The organism is Streptomyces sp. KM273126 (assembly GCF_004337435.2).
Classification (GTDB): Bacteria; Actinomycetota; Actinomycetes; order Streptomycetales; family Streptomycetaceae; genus Streptomyces; species Streptomyces acidicola.
This window is the reverse complement of the sequence record NZ_SJXB02000001.1, coordinates 5412423-5434892: the sequence shown is the minus strand read 5'-3', so window position 1 is coordinate 5434892 and position 22470 is coordinate 5412423. Positions and strand designations below refer to the sequence as shown.

Here is a 22470-nt window from a genome sequence, read left to right as displayed (position 1 = left end):
CCGTCGCAACGCAGTCACGAGCTTGCCGGAGCGACCCGGTGCTCCGGTCGGCAAGGGGCTGTCGAGAACGACCGTTCAAGCCCGTACCGACGGTCTCCCCGCTCGCCACCCGGCCATCCGACTCGCGGGACATGCCCTGCATCGACGTTCTCTGAATCACGGTAAGCGGTAACCGAGACCGGGGCATCATCATGAACTCCGAGGAAAACGGCACCAGCCATTTCCACAGCCACGACAATATCGCCAGGGAAATCCCGCCATTATCGCCACATCGTCGAATTCCCGCGACGACGAAGTCTGGTACAACTCCACGTTCCGATAAAGACACTGACCGAGGCATTCGCTCTTCTTCCGCAACCGTTCGCCGGCGCCTCCACCTCCCTGTCGTGCCACCGCGCGACACGCCAGGGCGGTGCAAACCCGGGTCCGGGGCAGGGCCGGACGGAGGTGTAGGAGGCGGGCCACTCCTCGCATGCCCATGACTTCGGTCGGCTCCACACGCCGAGTTCCAGCGAAAGTTTCGCAATTCTCCCCGCGGGTTCGACTCGCGCTTGCGTCACCTATGCTCCGGTCGGCAAACGCCTACTCGAAGGTCTTCACCGCAAGATGAGGAGAAACGACATGCCTCTATGGAGACAACGCCGACGACGGTACGCTCATTCGATCGGAGTGGGATTGGCCGTTGTGGGACTGATGGCCGTCGCGCTGAGTCCGGCGGCGGCGAACGACGTCGAGTCGGGCAGCGGGACCGCCGTGAGCGGCCGGACGGTCGAGACGACGCTTTTCCCCGTCATCGACACGGACACGGTGGGCACGACCAACCAGGACCGCAGCTGGGCCGACACCCTTGCGGTGAACAACGCGGGCGGGCTCGACGCACCCGATTCGATGGCCGCCTTCGTCCAGTTCAAGGTCGGCGACGGCGCGGTGGCTCCGGGAGCGGTCGTGGAGGCGCGGCTGGTCCTCACCACAACGCCGCGGTCCGCGGGGGACAAGGACATCAGGCTGGCCACCGGCATGTTCACGAACGACTACTGGAACGCCCTGAACCCGCGCAGGGCCGATCCCTCCTTCATTCTCACAGGGGCGACCAAGCCAGCGGTCACGCCCATCGAGGGGGCCGAAGCCCCTCTCGTGACGCGGCGCGGAACCACGACCTATCAGGCGGACGTTACGACGGCGGTGTCCTCAGAGCGCGAGGGAGACGGCTTCCTCTCCCTGCGGGTGTGGAACGAGACGGCAGGCGGTCGGGCCGCGGAGTTCTATTCCGACTCCGGCACGTACGGAGACCTGCGTCCTCGGCTGGTCGTGACCTCCCGAACGGACCTGAGTACGGCTCGCGACCAGGCTGACGCGGCGTCAGATCTGGCTACCGTGTCCCGTGCCATCGCCAGGCGCGCGGACCACGCGGTCGAGGACCTCCCGATGCCCGACCGCGGCCGCCGCGGTTCGTCGATCTCGTGGTGGTCGTGGGACGAGCAGCACCTGCGGGACGACGGCACCGTCACCCGCCCTGCCGACTCCCTACCTGACGCTACGGTCTTCGTCGACGTCACGATTACCAAAGGCGAGGTGAGACTCAAGGACCGGTTCCGCGTGGTGATCCCCCACGAGACCCGCTCCGAGGACGCCCCCGAAGTGGACGCGACCGTGAGGCCCGTGAAGATCGAGGGCGAAGTACTCGATCTGATCGCCTCGAAATGGGACAACGACTTCACTCACGTCACCTACCCACGCCAGGTCCTCGACCACGAGGTGGCCGTGAGCCCCGGCGAGTCGATCCAGGCCGCCGTCAACCAGGTCGGCGCGGCCGGCGGCGGCGTGGTCAGACTCGGCGAGGGGGTGCATGAACTGGACGCGCCTCTCGACCTCCGTGATCGTGTGACACTGGTCGGCGCCGGGCAGGGCAGAACCGTCGTGCGCTACTCGGGGCCGGACTACGCCATCGGCACGACGGACAAGCAGCTCACCGACGTGGTCATCAAGGGCATGACGCTGGAGGGAATCCGGGGTGACCTCGACGCCCCCACCGGTATCTACTTCGCGGGCGCCGACCCCGTCAGCGCCCGGCACCAGCGGATCGTCCTGCAGGACCTGACCGTGCAGAACTTCGGCGGTCACGGCATTCACATGAAGCGAACCAGCGACATCATCACGGACCGCCTGACGTCCATGTACAACGGCGAGCGGCACAGCCTTTTCCACAACGTCTACTGGCTCTTCGACAACAACATCCTCCAGTCGGACGCCGACATGTCCAAGCCGATCAGGGGCAAGGGCGCCAAGTACACCTCGACCGCCGACGTGATCGTGCAGCGGGCCGAGATCCGGCACACCACTCGCAACGCCGTCCAGGCCGACGGAAGCGACGACGAGCGCATCTTCTTCCACCGGTTCGACATCAGCGGTGCCGGGGCGACGGCGCTGTGGATGATCTGCGAGATCTTCCACAACCCCGGCCAGTACACGGAGGACCCGACGTACTCTCCGCGCCAAGTGATCATCAACCGGTCGAACATCGTGAACAACAAGCGAGGCGGTGTCTGGAAGATCGTCACGGACGTCCAGGTACTGAACAGCCGCTTCGACAACATCGACAGCGATCTCATGCTGTTGAAAACCCACCCCGTCTACCGCAACACCACATTCACCCATGTGCCCGAGCACTACACCGACCGCTATGACGTGCCGGACCTCTGACCGGTGTTGCCAGGCCGAACATCGCGTAAGCGTCCGGGGCCGGCCATAACCCACGTTGGCTCCGGCGTAGGCATGCCAAGTCGGTAAGCGGTTACTACCGAAATTCCACTCGCGCCAAGAGATACCGCCAAGAGATATATCGACGCGATCACCCAAGGAGAGGTCCCTTCACGATGAGCACCGAAGGACACCAGGAAGAACCCATCGCGAACCGAGTCGGCCGCCCGGGGGCACTGTCCCGCCGGGGGATACTCAAGAGCGCGGCCGTCACCGTCGGGACGGCGGCGGTGGGGCTCGGCACCACGCGGCCTGCCCACGCGGCGGACGCCCCGGTCAGTGCCACCGCCACCGCACGCATGGGAGGCACCTCCATCACGATGTCGGTCGTGGACGGAGCCCTCACGTGGTCCGCCACCCGCAACGGCAAGACGGTGATCGACACCTCGGCCCTCGGCATCCGCCTGAGCGACGGCACCGTCCTCGGCAGCGATGTGAGGGTGACCCGGCACCAGCGGCGCACCGTCCATGACACCTGGTCCCCGGTGTACGGGCGCAACGCCACCGTCGCCGACCACTACCAGGAGCAGCGCTGGACTCTCCAGGACACGGCCTCGGGCGTACGCTTCGGCGTCCGGATCCGCGCTTACAAGAGCGGCGTCGCTCTACGCTACGTCCTCCTCGACGCCGGCACCGGCACCGGCACCGGCACGGCCACCATCTCCGACGAACTCACGACGTTCGTCTTCCCGGACAACACCACCGTCTACAGCGCCCGCGACGAGGACGCCTACAACCCGGTCGCCCCCGACGCGATCCCGCCCACCGGAAAGCCGACCACGGACAACGGCCCCCTCACCGATCTGCCGCTGACAGCCACCCTCGCGGGCGGGTTCATCGCCTGCGTCTGCGAGTCCTCCCGGGTGAACTTCCCGCGTCTGATGCTCAGTTCGGTCTCCGGGCAGCCGGGCACCCTCGCCGCCTTCCTCATGGAGCACACCGCTCGCGGCACCGGAGAGGTCGCGGAAACCACCACGGTCACGACCCCGTTCGCCACGCCCTGGCGTGCGGTGGTGATCGGGGCCACGCACGCCGAACTGGTCGACAACGCCGAACTGGTGCTCAACCTGGCCCCTGCCAACGCCCTCGCCGACACCTCGTGGATCAAGCCGGGCAAGGTCTTCCGCTGCGAACTCACCACCGCCGCCGGCCTCGCGGGCGTCGACTTCGCCGTGGCCCGCGGCCTGCAGTACATCGAGTACGACACCGGCTGGTACGGGTCGGAGTGGACCACCCCCGAGGCCACGACCCCGATCGCCGCCATCGACCTGCCGTCCGTCATCTCGTACGCCGCCGGGAAGGGCATCGGCGTCTTCCTCTACGTCAACCAGCTCGCGCTGACCGACACGGACTCACTCTTCGGCCTCTACAAGAGCTGGGGTGTCGCGGGTATCAAGCTCGGCTTCATCAACGACGGCACCCAGGCGATGACCAACGAGATCACCGGCTGGGCCGAAACAGCCGCCAAGTACCAGCTGCTGATCGACATGCACGACAACGTGCGCCCGTTCGGCTATGAGCGCACGTACCCGAACTACCTCAGCATGGAAGGCGTACGGGGCAACGAGCAGTTCCCGACCGCCGCCCATAACGTGACACTGCCCTTCGCCCGCAACATAGGCGGCCCGATGGACTACACCATCTGCTACGGGCAGTCGCGCAACAAGACGACCAACGCGCACCAGATGGCGATGGCCGCGGTGTACTACCAGCCCCTCAATTTCCTTTTCTGGTACGACAAGCCCTCCAAGTACGCCAACACCGCGGGCTGGCCCGGGCTGCCCTGGTTCAACGCGATCCCCACGACCTGGGACGAGAGCAGGACCCTGGCCGGTTCGATCGGCGAGTACGTGGCCGTCGCCCGCCGCAACGGCTCCACCTGGTACCTGGGGGCGATGACCAACGAGGCGGCCCGGACGCTGTCGATCCCGCTCTCGTTCCTGGACGACGGGACGGCCTACACGGCGACCGTCTACGCCGACGGCACGCCGGGCAGCAGCCCGTACCAGACCCCGGTCGTGGTCCGCACCCGGACCGTCACCTCGGACACCACGCTGGACGTGGCCATGGCCGGCGCGGGCGGTCAGGCGATCATCCTGACGCCGAGCTGACCTCGGGCAGGAGGCGCACCCACCGACCGAGGCCCCGGGACGCATGAGTCCCGGGGCCGCACGAACGCGACCGAGAGCGTCAACGCTCGCACCTGCCAAGGCCTGCGGGGCCAGCGGGCACTTCCCCAACGCGGCGCCGCCAAGCGGTGAGGGCGGCCGAATCCGGGTGGGTCCGGCCGCCCTCAGGGGATTCATGCTGTGATCATCACGTTCAGCGTCGGACTGCCACCGGGCGCAGCAGGATGGCGATTCGTCCGTCAGCCGTACGAGCAGGTGCCCGCGTGGACGGAACATCCACGGCGAGCTCAGAGCGGCCGGGATGCTGGGACGCGGTGGCCGAGAGGGACGACGCGTGCCGGATAGTGGTGCACACCGCCCGGCCCACCAGGTGCTGCACCCGGAGTGCGCAGTCTGCGCCGCCGTCCCGGCGCCCAACCGACACATTGGTCGGACCCGGCCAGAGAGGTGCCGCCTGCGGGAGATCGTGGTGACGGCGGTCGCCTCGATCGCGAGCGGCACCGTGCTCCGCAATGGCGATCAGGTACTCCGGATGCCGTCGCTCCACACCCCTCCTCCCGCCCCACGTCTGAGCAATACCTGGTCGCCCGGCAGCATCCGTATCGAACTCCCGCGGCCAAAACCCCCAGGCGCTGTTGGTGCTCGTTCCCGCCCGACGGGGAGACACGGTGACACGGCGTCGCGCCGTCCTCCGGAGGCCAGTCACCTCAACGCTCTGGAGGCCGTGTCCAGCCACGCGAGAGGTGGTCTTCGACCTCGCGCGACCCGGTGGTTCATCTGGGCCCGGCTGCAGCACACCGCACCTGGGGCAGATCATGGACTTGCGGCAGTACGCTGGTCGCTGCGCGCGGAGGAAGGGCGCGGTGCCGGTGCACCAGGGTCTGGCCGGAGCCGGTCTCCCAATCCGCCAAGTACTCCTGCGCCCGGTGAACTCTCGTCCGGAACACCGCAGAGCCGGCATCCTGCCGTGCCGCAGCACCATTCTCACCGGCCCGCCTCCCGCCCCGTTTCAACTCCCGGCATCGATCTTGTGGCTGCCCATGTGATCGACTCCAGGGTCTACAAGCGCAAGATAGGCACATGTCTGGATTTCGAATCCGATCCAGCCCTACCTCGGATGCTCGGTCCTCGGACGGTTCCGCTCGCAGCCGACGTGAGGGCCCGCCTTCGGTTCTGAGTGTCCGCAGTGTCGTCGGCCAGATGTTCGTGCTGCAGGTGGCGGTCGTGGTACTGCTTGCCATCGGTGCCATCGTCATGCTCGTGCTGGCTGCCCAGCGCGAGAGCGCCCGCGAAGCCGGCAATCGTTCACTCGCTGTCGCTCAGGGCCTTGCCAGCTCTCCGGGGCTCGTGGAAGCCCTGGCGTCCCCTGATCCCACCGCAGTGCTGCAGCCGAGGGTCAAGGAGGCCGCGAAGGGCTCCGGTGTGGACTTCCTATCCGTCTTGAACCGGGACGGAATCCGCTACGCCCATTCCAGCTTGCCTGAGCTCATCGGCACGCAGGCCCCCACGAACATGGCTCCCCTGTTGGCCGGGCGGACGGTGGAAGGAAAGGCCGTGGGCCGTCTCGGCCCGCAGATCCGTGTCTTCGTCCCCGTCAAGAAACCCGATGGCTCGGTGGTCGGCGCGGTCGGTTCCGGGGTGACGCTCAAACATGTCAGCGACAGGGTCACAGAGCAGCTGCCGGCCGTACTGGGCGCCGCCGCCGGCGCGGTGGCCGTCACCACGGGCGGAGCGGCGCTGCTCAGCCGACGGCTGCTGCGCCAGACCCACGGCCTGGGCCCCGCAGAGATCACCCGGATGTACGAGCACCACGATGCGGTCCTGCACTCGGTGCGGGAGGGGGTGCTGATCGTCGGTGGCGACGGGCGTCTGCTGCTGGCCAACGACGAAGCGCGCCGACTGCTGGACCTGCCGCCGGACGCGGAGGGGCATCATGTAACCGGCCTCGGCCTGGAGGGGCGCACGGCCGGGCTGCTGACCACCGGCCGGACGACCACCGACGAGGTCCATCTGGCCGGGGACCGGCTGCTGGCGGTCAACGCTCGGCCGACGGACCGTGCGGGCGGACCTGCGGGCAGCGTCGTGACACTGCGGGACACCACCGACCTGCGGGCGCTCGCGGGCCGGGCCGAGGGGGCGCGGGAGCGATTGCGGCTGCTGTACGAGGCGGGGATGCGGATCGGCACCACGCTGGATGTGGTGCGCACTGCCGAGGAGTTGGCGGAGGTGGGGACCCTGCGGTTCGCCGACATGGTCACTGTCGAGCTGGCAGAGCCGGTGGTGCGGGGCGGGGAGCCGACCGAGGGGGGCACCGAGATGCGCCGCACGGCCGCCCGAGGCGTCCGGCAGGACTCGCCGCTCCACTCGGCGGGCGAAGTGATCAGATTCGCGCCCACTTCGCCGATGGCGTCGAGCATGGCCAGCAGCCGGGCGGTCCTTGAGGCCGATCTGAGTGCGGCGGACGGCTGGCGGGCCCAGGATCCCGAGCGAGCCCGGCGGGTCCTGGACTACGGCGTCCACTCGCTGATCAGTGTGCCGCTGCGGGCGCGGGGCGTGGTGCTGGGGCTGGCCGACTTCTGGCGCGGCGAGGGCTCCGAGGCATTCGGGGAGGAGGACCTGTCCTTCGCCGAAGAGCTGGCGGCGCGTGCCGCGGTGTGCATCGACAACGCCCGCCGCTACACCCGCGAGCACGCCACCGCCGTCACCCTCCAGCGCAGCCTGCTGCCCCGCTCCCTGCCCGAGCAGTCAGCCGTCGAGGTGGCGTACCGCTACCTGCCGGCGAAGGCCGGGGTGGGCGGGGACTGGTTCGACGTCATCCCCCTGCCGGGGGCCCGGGTGGCCCTGGTCGTCGGCGATGTCGTCGGCCACGGCCTGCACGCCGCGGCCACGATGGGCCGCCTGCGCACCGCCGTCCACAACTTCTCCGCCCTGGACCTGGCCCCCGACGAGTTGCTGGCCTACCTCGACGAGTTGGTCGCGCAGATCGACGCCGACCAGGCCACCACCGAGAAGGAAGCGCCGACCATTACCGGCGCTACCTGCCTGTACGCCATCTACGACCCGGTTACCGGGATGTGCACCATCGCCCGCGCCGGCCACCTCGGCCCCGCCCTGGTCCACCCCGACGGCACCGTCACCTTCCCCGACACCCCCTCTCCCCACCCCTCGGCCTGGGTGGCAGCCTCCCATTCGAGACCGCGGCACTGCAGTTGCCCGAGGGCTCCCTGCTGGCCCTGTTCACCGACGGGCTGATCGAAGACCGCCACCGCGACCTCGATGCCGGTCTGGACCTCCTGCGAGGCGCCCTGGCCCACCCCGGCCGCACCCCGGAGGCCGCCTGCCAGGCAGTCTTCGACGCCCTGCTGCCCGAGCGCCCCCGCGACGACGTCGCCCTGCTCATCGCCCGCACCCGGATCCTGGCCCCCGACCGGGTCGCCGACTGGGACGTGCCCTCCGACCCTGCGGCCGTCGCCCGCGTCCGCTGCGACGCCGGTCGCCGACTGCGGGCCTGGGGCCTGGACCAGGTGGCCTTCACCACCGAGCTGATCATCAGTGAGCTGGTCACCAACGCCATCCGCTACGGCACCCAGCCCATCCGGCTCCGTCTGCTTCACGACCGCAACCGCCTGATCTGCGAGGTCGCCGACGGCTCCAGCACCTCCCCTCACCTGCGCCGTGCCAAGGCCAGCGACGAGGGCGGCCGCGGGCTGTTCCTCGTTGCCCAGTTCGCCCAGCGCTGGGGCACCCGCTACACCTGCCGCGGCAAGGTCATCTGGACCGAACAGGCCCTACACGACGGAGCCGCCGAACCTCGCTCCGACCTGGTCGACGTCTTCCTTGACCAATGGGACGAATAAAGATCCGGTGAGCAGACCGACCGCACACGCCGCAGCGGTCAGAAAATTCACCGGCGGGCTGGAGCACTGCGGTGTGTCATGAGCTCGATCCGTTGTCCAGGTGCCCTGGGCGCCATTTGGCGTCCTCCCGGGCACGGCCGCGCGACCGACGGTCTTCCGGTCGGGACTCGGCTGACCGGTGTGCCCGCCGAATCCGTAGATCGCCATCACGTCCGCCTCCTGTGGGCACACCCGGTCTGGATCGACACCCGCGACGGTGTGCACGGCGGGGTCCGAGCGGAACATGTTCGTACGGTTGACGCAGTCGGCGGTCAGACGGTCCAGGTTCGGTTTCCGGGCCAGCGGGTCGGTGGTGCCGAGTCGCTGGCACTGGAACTGGTCGGTGATCAGCGGTACGACGTGGCCAGGTGACACCGGGGACCCCTTCACCGCTCGCACTGGTATCGATTTCAACCTTCCGGGCACGGGATGTCAAGCAAATCCCCGGAAGGCATTGACCTAGTGACGACCACAGACCTACGGTCCCTGACATCGATTTCAAACCAGGGAGGCGCAGGGTGTCGATCTTGTCCCCGCCCCAGGCTTCGCCGCATGCCGCAGCCGTCGAGGCTGCGCCGGAAACCCGTCGGCAAAGGCGCCGCGGAAACCTGACCGGCCTGCTGTTCGCCGTCCCCGCACTGATCCTGCTGGGCGTTTTTCACGTCTGGGCCAGCGTCTTCAACGTCGCGATGTCGCTGACCGACTGGTCACTGGGCGGAGCGTCGTTCGTTGGTCTGCGCAACTATCTGGAGCTGGTCGGCAGCGCCGAGTTCCAGAACTCGCTCGTGGTGACGCTGTTCTTCGTCGTCGGCACGGTACCGGTGACGATCCTGCTCGCGCTGCCGATCGCCTACGCGCTGCAGTACCGGTTGGCGAAGTTCCACCTCTACCGGGTGCTTGTGTTCACGCCGTACGTCGTGCCGACAGTGGCGTCCGCGATGGTGTGGGGCGTGATCTTCGGATCCAACCAGGGCAGTCTGGCCAACTGGATCCTGTCGTGGTTCGGCGCCGATCCGCGGCAGTGGCTGGTCGACGGAACCGGTGTGCTCAACCTGCTCCTCGAACCGCTCGGGGTCCGGCTGCCTGGGCTGTGGGCCGGGCCCAGTGTGGCGCTCTGTGTGGCGATGCTCGCCCAGATCTGGCACATGCTGGGCTTCGCCGTCATCGTCCTGCTGTCCGGACTGGCCGGAATCGGCGAGGAGGTCCGTGAGGCGGCCAGGATGGACGGCGCCGGAGAGTTCCGCATACTGCGCAGTGTCGTGGTCCCGCTGTTGTCGCCCACGATCCTGTTTCTCGCCGTGATCTCGCTGATCTTCGCCGTCCGTGAGTTCAACATCATCTACGTCCTGACCGGTGGCGGGCCGCAGGGCAGCTCCGAAACCTTGTCGATGCTGATGGTCCGGCAGTTCTACGAAGACAACGAGCTCGGGCGGGGTGCGACCACCGGCACGTTCCTCGCGTTGAGTGTCGCGGCGCTGACGCTGGTCCAGTTCTGGATCTCCCGGAAGCGAGTCCATTATGAGTGAATCGCGAACGACGAACCGGCTCCTCCGCCGGGCCGGTAACCTGCCGGCGCATCTCGGGCTGGCCGCGGTCTGCCTGGTCCTGCTTGTGCCGCTCTACTGGATGGTGACGACGGCGCTGAAGCCCCTGCAGGAGGCATTGGCGACACCACCGACACTGTGGCCGCACCATCCGGCCTTCTCGAACTTCGTCGAGGCACTGCGGCAGGCTCCGTTCGCTCGCTACCTGGCGAACACGGTGCTGACGGCAGTCCTGACCGGGGTCGGAAACGTGGTGATCGGCTCGCTGGCCGGCTACGCGCTGGCGCGTGGACGCTTCCGCGGTCGCGGTGCTCTGCTCGCCTTCGTGCTGGCCAGCGTGATGGTGCCGGCGGAGGCGACCTTCATTCCGAACTACGTGACGATCCGCGATCTCGGCTGGTACGACAGCTACCTCGCTCTGGTCATGCCCTGGCTGGTAGGTGCGTTCAGCGTCTTCCTGTATCGGCAGAGCTTCCATTCGCTGCCGGAGAGTCTGCTTGAGGCGGCCCGCCTGGACGGCTGTTCCGAGTTCAGGATGTTTCGCTCGGTCGCCTTCCCGCTGGTGCGGACGACCTCCCTGACGGTTTTCGTGCTCAGTTTCGTCTGGACCTGGAACGCGCTGCTGTGGCCCCTCCTCATCACCTCTCGCCCTGAGCTGCGTGTGCTGCAGCTTGGCCTCACCGCCTTCCAGACGGAAGGCGGCGTCTACGTCAACCTGCTGATGGCGGCGACAGTGCTGTCGGTCGCGCCGGTCCTCGTGCTGTTCGCCACGTCCCAGCGCCTGGTCATCAGCGGCATCGCAGAAGGAGCCCTGAAATGAACGTACTCGCCCGCCTCAGATCCCGCCGCCGACTGACGGGGGCCGGGGTCGCCGCCATTGTGACCCTTGTCGCCAGCGCCTGCGGGGTCAGCGGTCCCACCGCGCCGAAAGCTGAGCAGGGAGACATCCCCGCCAAGGTAAGCAAGCCGACGACAATCAGCTTCTGGCATGTCTACACCGGTACCGACGGGACGGCGATCGACGCACTGGTGAAGAAGTTCGAGGCGGCCAACCCGAACATCAAGGTGGAGCCCCAGTTCGTCGGCGGCTTCGCCGATGTCCACAAGAAGGTGGTATCGGCGTTGCAGGCCGGATCGGCGCCGGACGTCGCGATCGCTTATCCGCCCAACGTCTTGGAGTACGCCAAGTCCAAGCGGGTGCTGGACCTTACCCCGTACGTCAAGAAGGCGGCAGTCGGTCTCTCCAAGTCGGACATCAGCGACATCCTCCCGAGCGAGCTGCAGCGGAACCGTTACAGCATGAACGGCGGCGCCTACCTGAGCTTCCCCTTCGCAGTGAACGTCGCGGCGCTTTACTACAACGGCGATCTCCTCCGTAAGGCAGGCTTCGACGCCCCACCCCGGACGTGGGCCGAGTTCGAGCGCCAGTGCAAGGCGGTAAAGGCGCTGGGCAAGACGTGCTACGCCGCGAATGCGAACGCCTCCACTCTGAACGCGATCGCCTACTCCTACGGCACCTCGCCGGTGACGCCGGAAGGCAAGGCGTCTTTCGACGCGCCGGAGTGGGGTGACACGCTCGGTCTGCTCGGTCGGCTGGTGAACTCCGGCTCGGCTCAGCTCGCCAGTACCGGCGACGCCCAGACCGCCGACCAGAACGAGTTCGTGTCCGGGAAGGCGGCGTTCATCATCCGGCCGAGCCGGGTGGCTCCTTTCCTGAGCCAGGCAGTGGGCGACAAGTTCAAGTGGAGCGCCGCCGCGCTGCCGCAGGTCAAGCAGACCGACACCCCGACCACGGCGTTGTACGGCCCCGGCCTGGTGGCCTTCAGCTCCGATGCCGATCGTCAACTGGCGTCGTGGCAGTTCGTCCGTTTCCTCGCCTCGGCCCAGACGCAGGCGTCGTGGGCGATGAGCACGGGCAACCTGCCGATCCGGCGCAGCGTGCAGACCGACAGGTCCTACGCGGCGTACCTGAAGGAGCACCCCGCCACCGCTGCCGCGGTCGGACTGACGGGCGGCGCGCACTGGGAGGGCGCAGTGGGTGATCAGGGCATCGTGACCTACCTGCCGCAGAAGTTCCGCAATTCGATGGAGGACATCGAGGCCGGCGTGCTCAGCGGGGCGATCAAACCGGTGCAGGCGCAGGACCAGCTGCAGGCGCAGGCAACCCAGGCCCTGTCCGCAAAGTGATCCAGAACGCGAACCAGGGAGGCGGGAAGGCGTGAACCAGCCGAACATCGTGGTGTTCCTGAGCGACGACCATGCCGAGTGGGCGCTCGGATGCTCGGGCAACTCCGAGATCCGAACCCCCGCTCTCGACCACCTCGCTCGCACCGGCGTCCGGATGCGTAACGCCTTCACCGTCAGTCCCGTGTGTTCGCCGGCCCGTGCCTCGTTCTGGACCGGTCTGCTCCCGTCCCAGCACGGCCTGCACGATTTCCTGGCCGAGCGCGATCCCGAGGTGAACGCTGTGCCATGGCTCGGCAGGGAGACGTTGCTCGCCGACCTGTTGCAAGACGCCGGATACCAGACCGCGATGGTGGGCAAATGGCACCTCGGCCGCTCGGAACAGCAGCGGCCCGGCATCGATCACTGGCGGCCGCGAGACTACCTGTCACAGGTGTCTCCGGCCGCCGGTCGGCACGCGGTCACCGATGACGCCGTCGCCTTCCTCCGTGATCGCGACATCGACCGTCCGTTTTTCCTGTACGTCGGCCACTATGCGACGCACAGCCCGTGGCGGGACCACCCCGAGCGGATCGTCGGTCAGTACCGGACGGCGTCGTTCGCGGATATTCCGGATGATCCCGTCTATCCCTATGGCCGGATGGCCGGTGAAGCGCTGTTCCCGACCCGGACCGACCCGCGCGAGGCGCTGGCCCAGTACTACGCCGCCGCGACGGAGATCGACGAAGGCGTCGGCCGGGTCCTGGACGAGCTTGAGGCGCAGGACCTGGCCGACGACACCCTCGTGGTCTACCTGTCGGATCACGGCCTGATGACCGGCCACCACGGGTTGTGGGGCAAGGGCAACGCGACTGTGCCGTACAACATGCTGGAGGAATCCATCAGGGTTCCGATGATCCTGAACCATCCAGGAGTTCTGCTCGGCGGCCAGACACGCGACGAATTCGTGACGCAATGCGACTTGTTCGAGCTGCTGCTGGAGCATGCCGACGTGCCCGTCCCGGAGGCGGTCCGCCGTCGGCACCAGTACCCCGGCAGGTCGTTCCGCTCGTTGTGCCGGGGCGGCGCGGAGCCCAACTGGCCGGACGCCGTGTACGGCGAGTACGGCGACACCCGGATGATCCGCACCCGGGCGAACAAGCTGGTGAACCAGCCGACGGCCGGGCGGACGATGCTGTTCGACCTGAACGGCGACCCTCGGGAGACGGCCGACGTTGCCGGGCAGAAGCAGTGGGAGACGACCGTGTCGGTTCTGACCACGCGGCTGAACAGCTATTTCGCCCAGTACGACGAGCCGGACACGAGCGGCCTCCGAGTCGCCGAACTGCCCCGGCACAACCGCCGGGAGGCCTGGCGCGACCACGGGCGACACGACATCGTCGCCCACCCGCCCTGGCTCACCGACCAGGCCGACCGCTAGGGCCCTTCTGATGGATCTCCGTGGAGGAAGGAGCGGCGTCCGGTGCGTGCGATCGGCGTGCGGCGTGGAGGGTCATGTGGCGGAGCCACCTGTCCCTTCGCGCCGTGCGGCATGGGGGTCCCCCCGCTCGAGCGAAGCCGAGAGTGGGGGAGTGCGTGCCGGGCGTCGCGACGCCGCGGAGATCCATCAGAAGGGCCCTAGGGGGAAGCAACGCAGACGATCTATTGACACGTCAGCTTTGAAATCGATTTTGACCACCAGCCATGCCCCTGGCCGGGCGGACGTTCCGGTAAGCGCGCAGGCCACCTGAAACGTCATGCCCCCCGTCACGGGCGAACCGTCCCCGCACGGCGGCCCCGACAACCCCAGATGAGCACAGACGCAAGGAGCGAAGGACATGGGTGCGTGCTGCGGCCCCACGGGCGGGCAGGAGCAGGCGTCAGGGCGGAGGGATCTGCCCTTCGAGCCGCCTCGCCGGGACACCCGCGAAGTCGTGCGCGGTATGGTCCGCGTCCCGGGCGGGCGTTTCCTGATGGGCGGAGCCGACCCGGACGCGTTCCCCGAGGACGGCGAGGGTCCGGTCCGGCCCGTCACGCTCCCGCCATACCTGATGGACGCCCACGCGGTGACCGGCCGACAGTTCGCGGCCTTCGTCAAGGACACCGGCTACATCACGGACGCCGAGCAGCAGGGCTGGTCGTTCGTGTTCTACGCACTGGTTCATCCCCCGGCCGCCACAGCTGTGCGCCGCGGCGCAGTGGCCGAGGCACCCTGGTGGCTCGCCGTCGACGGCGCATCCTGGCGGGCACCCGACGGGCCGGGATCGTCATACGCGGAGCGTCCGAACCATCCCGTCGTGCACGTCTCCTGGCACGACGCCGCCGCCTACGCGGCCTGGGCCGGCAAGCGGCTGCCCACCGAGGCCGAGTGGGAAATGGCCGCCAGAGGCGGCCTCGAACAGGCCCGATATCCCTGGGGGCAGGACCTCACCCCCCGAAACCGGCACCGCTGCAACATCTGGCAGGGACGCTTCCCCCAGGTGAACACCGGCGAGGACGGCTACCTCGGCACGGCCCCGGTGAACGCCTACGCGCCGAACGGCCACGGGCTGTACAACGTCGCCGGGAACGTCTGGGAGTGGTGTGCCGACTGGTGGAGCGTCACCTGGCACGCCGCCGAAACCCGGGAGACTCGCGAAGACCCCCAGGGGCCGCCCAACGGCGCGTCCAAAGTGATCCGCGGCGGGTCCTATCTCTGCCACTCCTCGTACTGCAACCGCTACCGAGCGGCCGCGCGCACCCACAACACGCCGGACAGCAGCACAGGCCACATGGGCTTCCGCTGTGCAGCGAGCCCGCCCCCACAGATATGAGATGAACCGGCCTGGCCAAAGGCTTGATCTCGATTCCCCTCGACCCTAGGCTGAAATCGATTTCAGAATGTGAGGAGTGTGACCGCATGGAAGCGCACGTGTTCCGTGGCAGCATCGGAGACACAGTCGCCCAGTCGGCCCCGTGGTGGCCCGATCCGGACGAAGGGCTCCCCCGCGGGCCCAACGTCCTGATGGTGGTGCTCGACGACACCGGCTGGGCGGACTTCGGGTGCTTCGGGTCGGAGATCGCCACCCCGACGATCGACGCGCTCGCCGATCGCGGGCTGCGCTACACCGACTTCCACGTGACGCCGTTGTGCTCACCGACCCGTGCCTGCCTGCTCACCGGCCGTAATCACCACTCCGTCGGCATGCGGTTCCTCGCGGACACCGACACCGGCTTCCCCAATTCCCGCGGCAGGGTCGACCCGGACGTGCCGATGCTGCCCGAAGTGCTGCGTCGCCAGGGCTGCTACGGCACCTACCTCGTCGGCAAGTGGCACCTGGCGCCGCGGCACGAGGTCACCCCGGTCGGCCCGCACCACAACTGGCCGCTGGGGCGCGGCTTCGACCGCTTCTACGGCTTCCTCGACGGCTGCACCGACCAGTACACACCCGAGCTGTTCGAGGACAACCACCAGGTCGAGCCGCCGTCCGACGACGGCTACCACCTCAGCTCCGATCTCGCCGACCGAGCCATCCGCTACCTCTCCGACCACGTCGCCTACCGGCCCGGACGCCCCTTCTTCCTGCAGCTCGCGCTCGGCGCCACGCACGCCCCGTTCCAGGCGCCACGCGAGTACATCGACAAGTACCTGCCGGTGTTCGCCAAGGGCTGGGACCGCACGCGTGCCGACCGGCTACGCCGCCAGATCGAACTCGGTGTGGCGCCCGAGGACACCGAACTCGCCCCGCGCAACCCCGGCGTGGCCCCGTGGGAGGACCTCTCCGACGACGAGCAGCTGCTCTACACGCACCTCCAGGCGGCCTACGCCGGATTCCTCGAACACGCCGACGCCCAACTGGGCCGGGTCATCACCGAGCTGGAGCGGCTCGGCGTCCTCGACGACACGCTCGTTCTCGTCCTCTCCGACAACGGTGCCAGCAAGGAGGGCGGCCAGAACGGCGCGGTCGACACCAACGGCCCCTACAGCGGCGCGCCGCAGAGCGTGGCCCAGCAGCTTCCCCTCCTGGACCGGATCGGTGGCCGGGACGGCCCGGCCCACTACCCCGAGGGATGGGCGATGGCCGGCAACACCCCGTTCCGCCGGTACAAGCAGTACGTCGACCTCGGAGGCGTGCGCTCGCCGCTGGTCGTTTCCTGGCCCAGGGGGATCGCCGCACACGGCGAGGTCCGCCGGCAGTTCGTGCACGCCATCGACGTGATGCCCACCGTTCTCGACCTCATCGGTGCCCCGTCCGCCGCCGATACCCACGGCCGCAGCATCAGCGCGACCTTCGGCGATCCCGCGGCGTCCACGCGGGACACCCAGTACTGGGAGATGCTCGGGCACCGCGCGCTCTGGCACCGCGGCTGGAAGGCGGTCACCGAGCATGTCAAGGGGACCCCGTACGCGGAGGACACCTGGCGGCTGTACGACACGGCCTCGGACTTCTCCGAGACCCACGACGTCGCCGCCCGGCATCCGCAACGACTGGCCGCCCTGCAGGAGCTGTGGTGGAGCGAAGCACGCGCCAACAACGTGCTGCCGCTGGACGACCGCACTCTCGTCGAACTTCTGAGGCTGCGGTCCCCGAACGGACTCATGGGCCGCGACCGCCTGGTGCTGCGCCCGGGCCAGGGGCATGTCCCGTTCTGCAGCATGGTTACCGGAACGGACCGCTCCATGAAGGTCACCGCCACACTCCGCGGTCACCAATCCGACGACGAGGGCGTGCTGCTGGCCAGTGGCAACGTACAGGGCGGCTACGTCCTGTACGTCCGCGAGGGGCGGCTCACCTTCGAGCACGCAGCGCTCGGACAACGCGTCATCTGCACCGCCGATACCGAACTGCCCGCCGGTGACTGCGAGGCCGGCTTCGCCCTGCACCGTCGTGACGACCGGTCGGCGCGGCTCGTCCTGCTCCATGGAGCCGAACCGGTCGGCAAGGCCGAGATACCGCTCACCTTGCCGCACCTGGCGTTCTGGGGAATGGACGTCGGGCGCGACCCTGTCAGCCAGGTCTCAGCCGGCTACACAGGCGATTTCCCGTTCCCGCCGCACGTGATCGACCACGTATCGATCACGTTCACCAGTGAATCGCCGCTGAGCGAAGTCGCCGAAGCCATGGAAAGCAAGGAGTAGTCCCGGCCGTGAAGAACATCATCCTCGACGTCGACACCGGTGTGGACGACGCACTCGCCATCCTGTTCGCCGTACGCCATCCCGGGCTGCGGCTCCGTGCGGTCAGCTGCGTGGCGGGCAACACGCACGTGGACGCCGTCGTCCGCAACACCCTTACCGTCCTGGAAGCGGCCGGTGCCGACGACGTGCCGGTCGCGCGCGGTACCGAACGGCCGTTGCTCGCCGAACCACATGACGCCACTCACGTCCACGGCCAGGACGGGCTCGCCGACCTCGACCTTCCCACGCCGATCCGGCAGCCGGTCGACATCCATGCGGTGGAACTGATGCGGCGCGAGATACTCGCCAGCCCGGACCCGGTGACGCTGGTGCCGCTGGCACCGATGACGAACATCGCGCTGCTGCTGCGCGCCTACCCCGAAGTGGCCGGCAACCTCGAACGGATCGTCTTCATGGGCGGCTCGGCTGCCGTCGGCAACGCCACAGCAGTCGCGGAGTTCAACGTCTGGCACGACCCGGAGGCCGCCGCGATCGTGCTCGGCTCCGGTGTGCCGATGACGATGTACGGACTCGATGTCTTCTACGAGGTGGCGCTGGGCAGCGAGGACATCGACAAGCTGATCCTCCACACGGACAGCGGGGCGAACCTGGCTGGGCGGCTCCTGCGCCATCGGGCGATGGCTTCCGGCGGTGACACACGCATCCCGATACCGGGGGGAGGGTCGATCGGCGACGCCGGAGCGGTGTGCGCGGTCGCCGACCCGGCCGGACTCACCACGCGCACGCTGCCCGTTGAGGTGTGCCTGGTCGGTGAGCAGACCCGCGGACAGACCGTCGTCGACCACCGCACCAGCACACACGACACTCCCCCGCCCGGCCGCGGCACCGCACCGCGCATCGATGTCGCATTGGGGGTCGACCGCGAACGCTACCAACGGCTGTTCCTCGATACCGTCAGCGGCTTCACGGTCTGACGCCGGACACTGTCTGCCCGGCCCACCCCGTAAGAGAAGAACAGCCCTGGGCCCAGGCGGGCGTCGGCACGGCCGACGGCCCGCCCGGACGGTGGACACAAGTGCCGACGGTGCCATGCCGTTGCGGGGCGTCCGGCCAGACCTGTACGCGCTGTTCGCGGGCGGCTTTGGGTCAATCACCCACGGTAAGCTGCCCACAGAAGACTCCGATCCGGAACGGTGGCCATGGTCAACATCAGCGACGTCGCGCGCGCCGCCGGAGTGTCACCATCCACTGTTTCCCGTGTACTCAACCAGCCCGATATCGTCACCCCGGACAAGCGGGACCGGGTCCTCGCCGCGATAGCACGTCTCAACTACCAGCCCAGCACGTTTGCTCGAGGGCTGCGCCGTGGCACGTTCGAGACTCTGGCCCTGCTGGTCGGCGACATCGCCCAGCCGTTCCACGGCCGCCTGGCGAAGGCCGTGGAACTGGCGGCCGAGGAAAAGGGCTACAGCGTCCTGCTCTGCGACCTCGACCACAGGCAGGACCGGCTGGTCGGCTTCCTGCGTTCCCTGCCGAAGCGCGGCATCGACGGCATCCTCATCGCGACCGCCGACAACCTGGACGTCCCGGCCGTCCACGAGGCGCTGACGGCCTTCCTCGCGCAAGACATCGCCGCCGTCACCACCTCCCAGCACCTCCAGTCCGTCCCGGTCCCTGCCGTGGTCGTGGACCGCACGGCCGCGGCCCATGACGCCACCCGGCATCTGCTGGACCTGGGGCGCTGGCCAGTGGCCTTCCTCGGCGGCGGGGCCTCCGCGTACTCGCAACGCCTCGCCGACGGCTACCGGGCGGGCTGCCGTGACGCCGGCCACCGTACCCAACCCCGGCTCATGCTCGACGGCGGCTTCCAGACCGAGCCCGCGATGCGAGCCGTCGCAGCCCTCCTCGCCGAAGGGACCATTCCCGAGGGGATCGTCGCGGCCAACGTGCCGATGGCCCTCGGTGCCCTTCGCGCACTGGCAGAACGAGATCTCGACGTCCCGGACGACGTGGCGATCATCGTCTGTGAAGACGTCCCCGTGGCTGCCTACATGCGACCGTCCCTGACCTGCGTGAGCACTGACCTCGACGCCTACGGCCGCCGCGCGGTGGACACTCTCCTCGCCGCCGTCGCGGGCCACGACGTCCCCCGGGTCACCGTGCTGCCCCACACCCTCATCCTCCGGGACTCCGCACCTGCCGCAGTCCCTCCGCCCGGAAGCTGACAACCCCGAAGCCAGGAAGGCAACACTCCCCCGCAGGCGCACCGCTCTGCGGGGCCTGCGGGCCGCGTGCCAACGGTCCCGCATCACCGAAAAGCCGGAGCTGTGCCGGAGATCCCTCCATCTGCCCGGCAGCCAGGCAGCTTGCACGCTGCTACCGGGTCGGGCCGGCAGGGGCCTCCCACCGAAGAGGGCGGATCCACGAGGAAGTTGGAATTTCCCACTATCGCCGTGGTCCGGCAGCATTCGCTGACCCGCCACGCCACGCGGATCGCTCAGCTGCGGGAGCTGTCGGCGTCAAGCGTACGCGGGACGGCCCGCAACGTGTCGTGGCGCCGGAAAGGCAGGCGGTAGCGCCGGTCAGGAGGGCCAGCGCCTCCTCGGCGCATCCTGCCGCGACCACGGCCTGCCCGAGCCGGGCGGTCGCCAGGGCGGTGCCGGCGTGGTCCCGGGCCTGGGTGTAGCAGTGGCGGGCCTGCTGCCAAGCACCGATCGGGTCACGGCCGCGGTCCTCGTCCAGCTCGGCGCAGGTCTGCCAGATCGGTCCGCAGCCGGTCGCTGCCGACCTTGTCCGCCCTGGCTCTCTGGCCAACCCGGTCTCCCGGCCCACCAGACAGGAAGACCGCCCAGGGAAAGCACCACACCCAAGCCTTCCTCTGCCTCGCCAGGCGACAGGGCGACGTGCTCTGCGCGATGCTCCGCGACGGCACCTTTCGCGCCGCCGAGGCCGCCGCCCGCCGTTGTGCGTCAAGGCCGTTGGCCTCCGTGGAGGTCAGCAGACCAGAGACCGGCTCAGCGGGCCCGAGCGCAGGTGACGACCGAGAGGTTCCGGCGCCGTGAGCCGGCCCGCCGCCACGACGGGCCGTCCGCCCACCACAACGGTCTCCGGCCAGCCGGTGATCTGCATACCCTCGTAGGGTGTGTAGTCCGTCGCCATGTGCAGGTTCGCGCTGCGGACGGTCCGCGTGGCCGCGGGGTCCCAGACGGCCAGGTCCGCGTCCGAGCCGGGGGCGATGACCCCCTTGCGGGGGTAGAGGCCGTTGAGCCTGGCCGGGTTGGCGCACATCACCTCGACGAAGCGCCCGGCCGGCAGACCGCCCTTGACCACCAGTTCGCTGAAGACCACCGGCATGCGCGTCTCCACCCCCGGCAGGCCGTTGGGCATCGCCCGCACGTCGTGGCTCACCGACTCCTTCTGGGCGGTGTCGTAGCAGCAGTGGTCGCTGCCGATCGTCGCCACCTGACCCATCAGCACCCGTGACCGCAGTCCCGCCACCGTGCCGGCGTCGCGGAGCGGGGGGCAGCACACGAAGCGCTCCGGATGCGGACCCGCGTACGCCGTGTCGTCCAGGGTCAGATGATGGGCCACCGTCTCCGTGAAGGCGCGCACCCCCCGGTCCCGGGCCCGCGCCACCAGGTCCACCGCCTCGGGCGTCGACTGGTGGACGAAGTAGACGGGAGCCGCGACCGACTCGGCGATCGCCAGGATCTCCGCCACCGACGCGTTCTCGGCCAGCTCCGGCCTCGTATCGGCGTGGTGGCATGCGCCGATCGCGCCCGCCGCCTCGCCGCGCTCCTGCGTGTCGGCGATGATGTGGTCGGCCTCGCAGTGGATGACGACCATGCCGCCCAGATCCCGCAGTGTCGTCATCACATTGAGGATCGTCTTCTCGTCGGCCATGGTCTCGCCGCGATACGTCGTGAACATCTTCACCGTGACGATGCCGTCGGCGGTCAGCGACCGCAGCTGTTCCGGCACCGTGTCGTCCCACTCGACCACACACGCGTGCAGCGCGCTGTCACACAGGCCCTGCTCCGCCTTGGCGCGCTGGGCCGCGGCGACGTCGGCCGGGTTCTCGCCGGGGCGCGGGATGGCGAAGTCCACGATCGTCGTCGTACCGCCGAAGACAGCGGCGGTGGTCGCCTGCAGGTAGCCGTCCAGGGAGGTGAAGTCCCCGGAGGTGAAGCCGACATGGCAGTGCGGGTCCACACCGCCGGGGAGTACGAGGCGCCCGGAGGCGTCGATCTCGGTGGTGTCGGAGGGCTGCGCCGAGCGGTACGCGCCCGGTTCCACCACTCCGAGCACCTTTCCGCCGCCGATCAGGACGTCGGCGGCGCCCTGCCAGTCGGCGTTGACCACGGTGCCACCTCGGACGACGAGGTCGATCGGCTGCGGATAGGACATGGGAGACCTCCAACGAGCAGGTGAAAGGCGGGAATCGACGGTCAGCGGGTGGACAGGTAGGCGTGCCAGCCGCCGTGCTTGGTGATGTCCGTGACGCCGGGGGCCGTCAGCGCCTGGGCGCGCATCCGCATCGAGAACGAACCCGAGCCGTCCTCCAGGGTGATGACGCCCAGTTCGAGCTCCGCCGGCTCCTCGGGGAGCAGCTTCTCGCGCAACACCTCGTAACCGACCTCGTACACCTCGCCCCGGATCGCCGCGCCGCCCTCCGTGACCGGGTGGAGACCGGGGAACTCGTCACGTACGGAGTAGAAGCGGTAGGCGGGTGCCGTGCGGGCGGGACCGAGCAGGCGGGCGTCGCGCAGCGCGTGGTTGAGGGATCCTCCCGACATCGCCTGGCCGTTGACAAACATCTTCAGGGTGGTCATGGTGCGGTGCCTCTCTCGTCGAGGACGGGT

Annotated in this window: 13 protein-coding genes and 1 pseudogene; 11 read left to right on the top strand and 3 right to left on the bottom strand. The window is 68.7% G+C overall.

Translation table 11 applies throughout. The annotated features are described in order from the left end of the window. Window positions 1-684 precede the first annotated feature (684 nt). From E0500_RS23180 to E0500_RS23170, 3 genes and pseudogenes are all read left to right on the top strand, one after another. The gene (locus E0500_RS23180; protein WP_309505241.1) at window positions 685-2700 is read left to right on the top strand and encodes a right-handed parallel beta-helix repeat-containing protein; all 2016 of its coding nucleotides are present in this window, start codon (window positions 685-687) and stop codon (window positions 2698-2700) included. A 173-nt stretch (window positions 2701-2873) separates the two neighbouring features. Then, complete coding sequence (locus tag E0500_RS23175) at window positions 2874-4868, top strand: glycoside hydrolase family 97 protein (RefSeq protein WP_131559265.1); 1995 nt, start codon at window positions 2874-2876, stop codon at window positions 4866-4868. Window positions 4869-6086: 1218 nt separating this feature from the next. Then, window positions 6087-8743: pseudogene (locus E0500_RS23170) on the top strand (SpoIIE family protein phosphatase). Here the strand turns inward: E0500_RS23170 and E0500_RS23165 are convergent. Beyond that, window positions 8675-9157, bottom strand: coding sequence for a hypothetical protein (locus tag E0500_RS23165; RefSeq protein ID WP_131571979.1), 483 nt, complete (start codon window positions 9155-9157; stop codon window positions 8675-8677). The pseudogene E0500_RS23170 and the gene E0500_RS23165 sit on opposite strands and share 69 nt — an antisense overlap. A gap of 143 nt (window positions 9158-9300) precedes the next feature. Between E0500_RS23165 and E0500_RS23160 the strand changes: the two genes are divergently transcribed. The 8 genes from E0500_RS23160 to E0500_RS23125 all read left to right on the top strand — a co-directional run bounded on the left by E0500_RS23160 (window position 9301) and on the right by E0500_RS23125 (window position 19833). Then, on the top strand, window positions 9301-10308 hold the full coding sequence (locus tag E0500_RS23160; protein WP_131571978.1) for a carbohydrate ABC transporter permease: 1008 nt from the start codon (window positions 9301-9303) through the stop codon (window positions 10306-10308). After that, window positions 10301-11146 carry a carbohydrate ABC transporter permease gene (locus tag E0500_RS23155; RefSeq protein ID WP_131571977.1) on the top strand — a complete coding sequence of 282 codons (846 nt, stop codon included), beginning with the start codon at window positions 10301-10303 and terminating at the stop codon, window positions 11144-11146. The genes E0500_RS23160 and E0500_RS23155 overlap by 8 nt, the downstream gene beginning before the upstream one ends. After that, complete coding sequence (locus E0500_RS23150; protein WP_131571976.1) at window positions 11143-12513, top strand: extracellular solute-binding protein; 1371 nt, start codon at window positions 11143-11145, stop codon at window positions 12511-12513. Before E0500_RS23155 ends, E0500_RS23150 begins: the two co-directional genes overlap by 4 nt. 31 nt (window positions 12514-12544) lie before the next feature. Next, on the top strand, window positions 12545-13930 hold the full coding sequence (locus E0500_RS23145; protein ID WP_165935256.1) for a sulfatase-like hydrolase/transferase: 1386 nt from the start codon (window positions 12545-12547) through the stop codon (window positions 13928-13930). A 397-nt stretch (window positions 13931-14327) separates the two neighbouring features. Next, window positions 14328-15302: a formylglycine-generating enzyme family protein gene (locus E0500_RS23140; RefSeq protein ID WP_131567172.1), complete on the top strand. Its 975-nt coding sequence runs from the start codon at window positions 14328-14330 to the stop codon at window positions 15300-15302. Window positions 15303-15388: 86 nt separating this feature from the next. Next, complete coding sequence (locus E0500_RS23135; protein ID WP_131567175.1) at window positions 15389-17608, top strand: arylsulfatase; 2220 nt, start codon at window positions 15389-15391, stop codon at window positions 17606-17608. A 17-nt stretch (window positions 17609-17625) separates the two neighbouring features. After that, window positions 17626-18582, top strand: a complete 957-nt coding sequence (locus E0500_RS23130; protein WP_309505240.1) for a nucleoside hydrolase — start codon at window positions 17626-17628, stop codon at window positions 18580-18582. 225 nt (window positions 18583-18807) lie between these two features. Continuing rightward, window positions 18808-19833 carry a LacI family DNA-binding transcriptional regulator gene (locus E0500_RS23125; RefSeq protein ID WP_131567182.1) on the top strand — a complete coding sequence of 342 codons (1026 nt, stop codon included), beginning with the start codon at window positions 18808-18810 and terminating at the stop codon, window positions 19831-19833. Window positions 19834-20602: 769 nt separating this feature from the next. Here the strand turns inward: E0500_RS23125 and hydA are convergent. Both hydA and E0500_RS23115 read right to left on the bottom strand, forming a co-directional pair. Beyond that, complete coding sequence (hydA, locus tag E0500_RS23120; protein ID WP_131567190.1) at window positions 20603-22015, bottom strand: dihydropyrimidinase; 1413 nt, start codon at window positions 22013-22015, stop codon at window positions 20603-20605. Window positions 22016-22056: 41 nt separating this feature from the next. Beyond that, window positions 22057-22440, bottom strand: a complete 384-nt coding sequence (locus E0500_RS23115) for a gamma-glutamylcyclotransferase (protein ID WP_131567193.1) — start codon at window positions 22438-22440, stop codon at window positions 22057-22059. Window positions 22441-22470: the final 30 nt, after the last annotated feature.

Coding starts and splice junctions, on each gene's coding strand:
- E0500_RS23175 (WP_131559265.1), top strand. CDS start 2,874: ATGAGCACCGAAGGACACCAGGAAGAACCCATCGCGAACCGAGTCGGC.
- E0500_RS23155 (WP_131571977.1), top strand. CDS start 10,301: ATGAGTGAATCGCGAACGACGAACCGGCTCCTCCGCCGGGCCGGTAAC.
- E0500_RS23150 (WP_131571976.1), top strand. CDS start 11,143: ATGAACGTACTCGCCCGCCTCAGATCCCGCCGCCGACTGACGGGGGCC.
- E0500_RS23140 (WP_131567172.1), top strand. CDS start 14,328: ATGGGTGCGTGCTGCGGCCCCACGGGCGGGCAGGAGCAGGCGTCAGGG.
- E0500_RS23135 (WP_131567175.1), top strand. CDS start 15,389: ATGGAAGCGCACGTGTTCCGTGGCAGCATCGGAGACACAGTCGCCCAG.
- E0500_RS23125 (WP_131567182.1), top strand. CDS start 18,808: ATGGTCAACATCAGCGACGTCGCGCGCGCCGCCGGAGTGTCACCATCC.
- hydA (WP_131567190.1), bottom strand. CDS start 22,015: ATGTCCTATCCGCAGCCGATCGACCTCGTCGTCCGAGGTGGCACCGTG.
- E0500_RS23115 (WP_131567193.1), bottom strand. CDS start 22,440: ATGACCACCCTGAAGATGTTTGTCAACGGCCAGGCGATGTCGGGAGGA.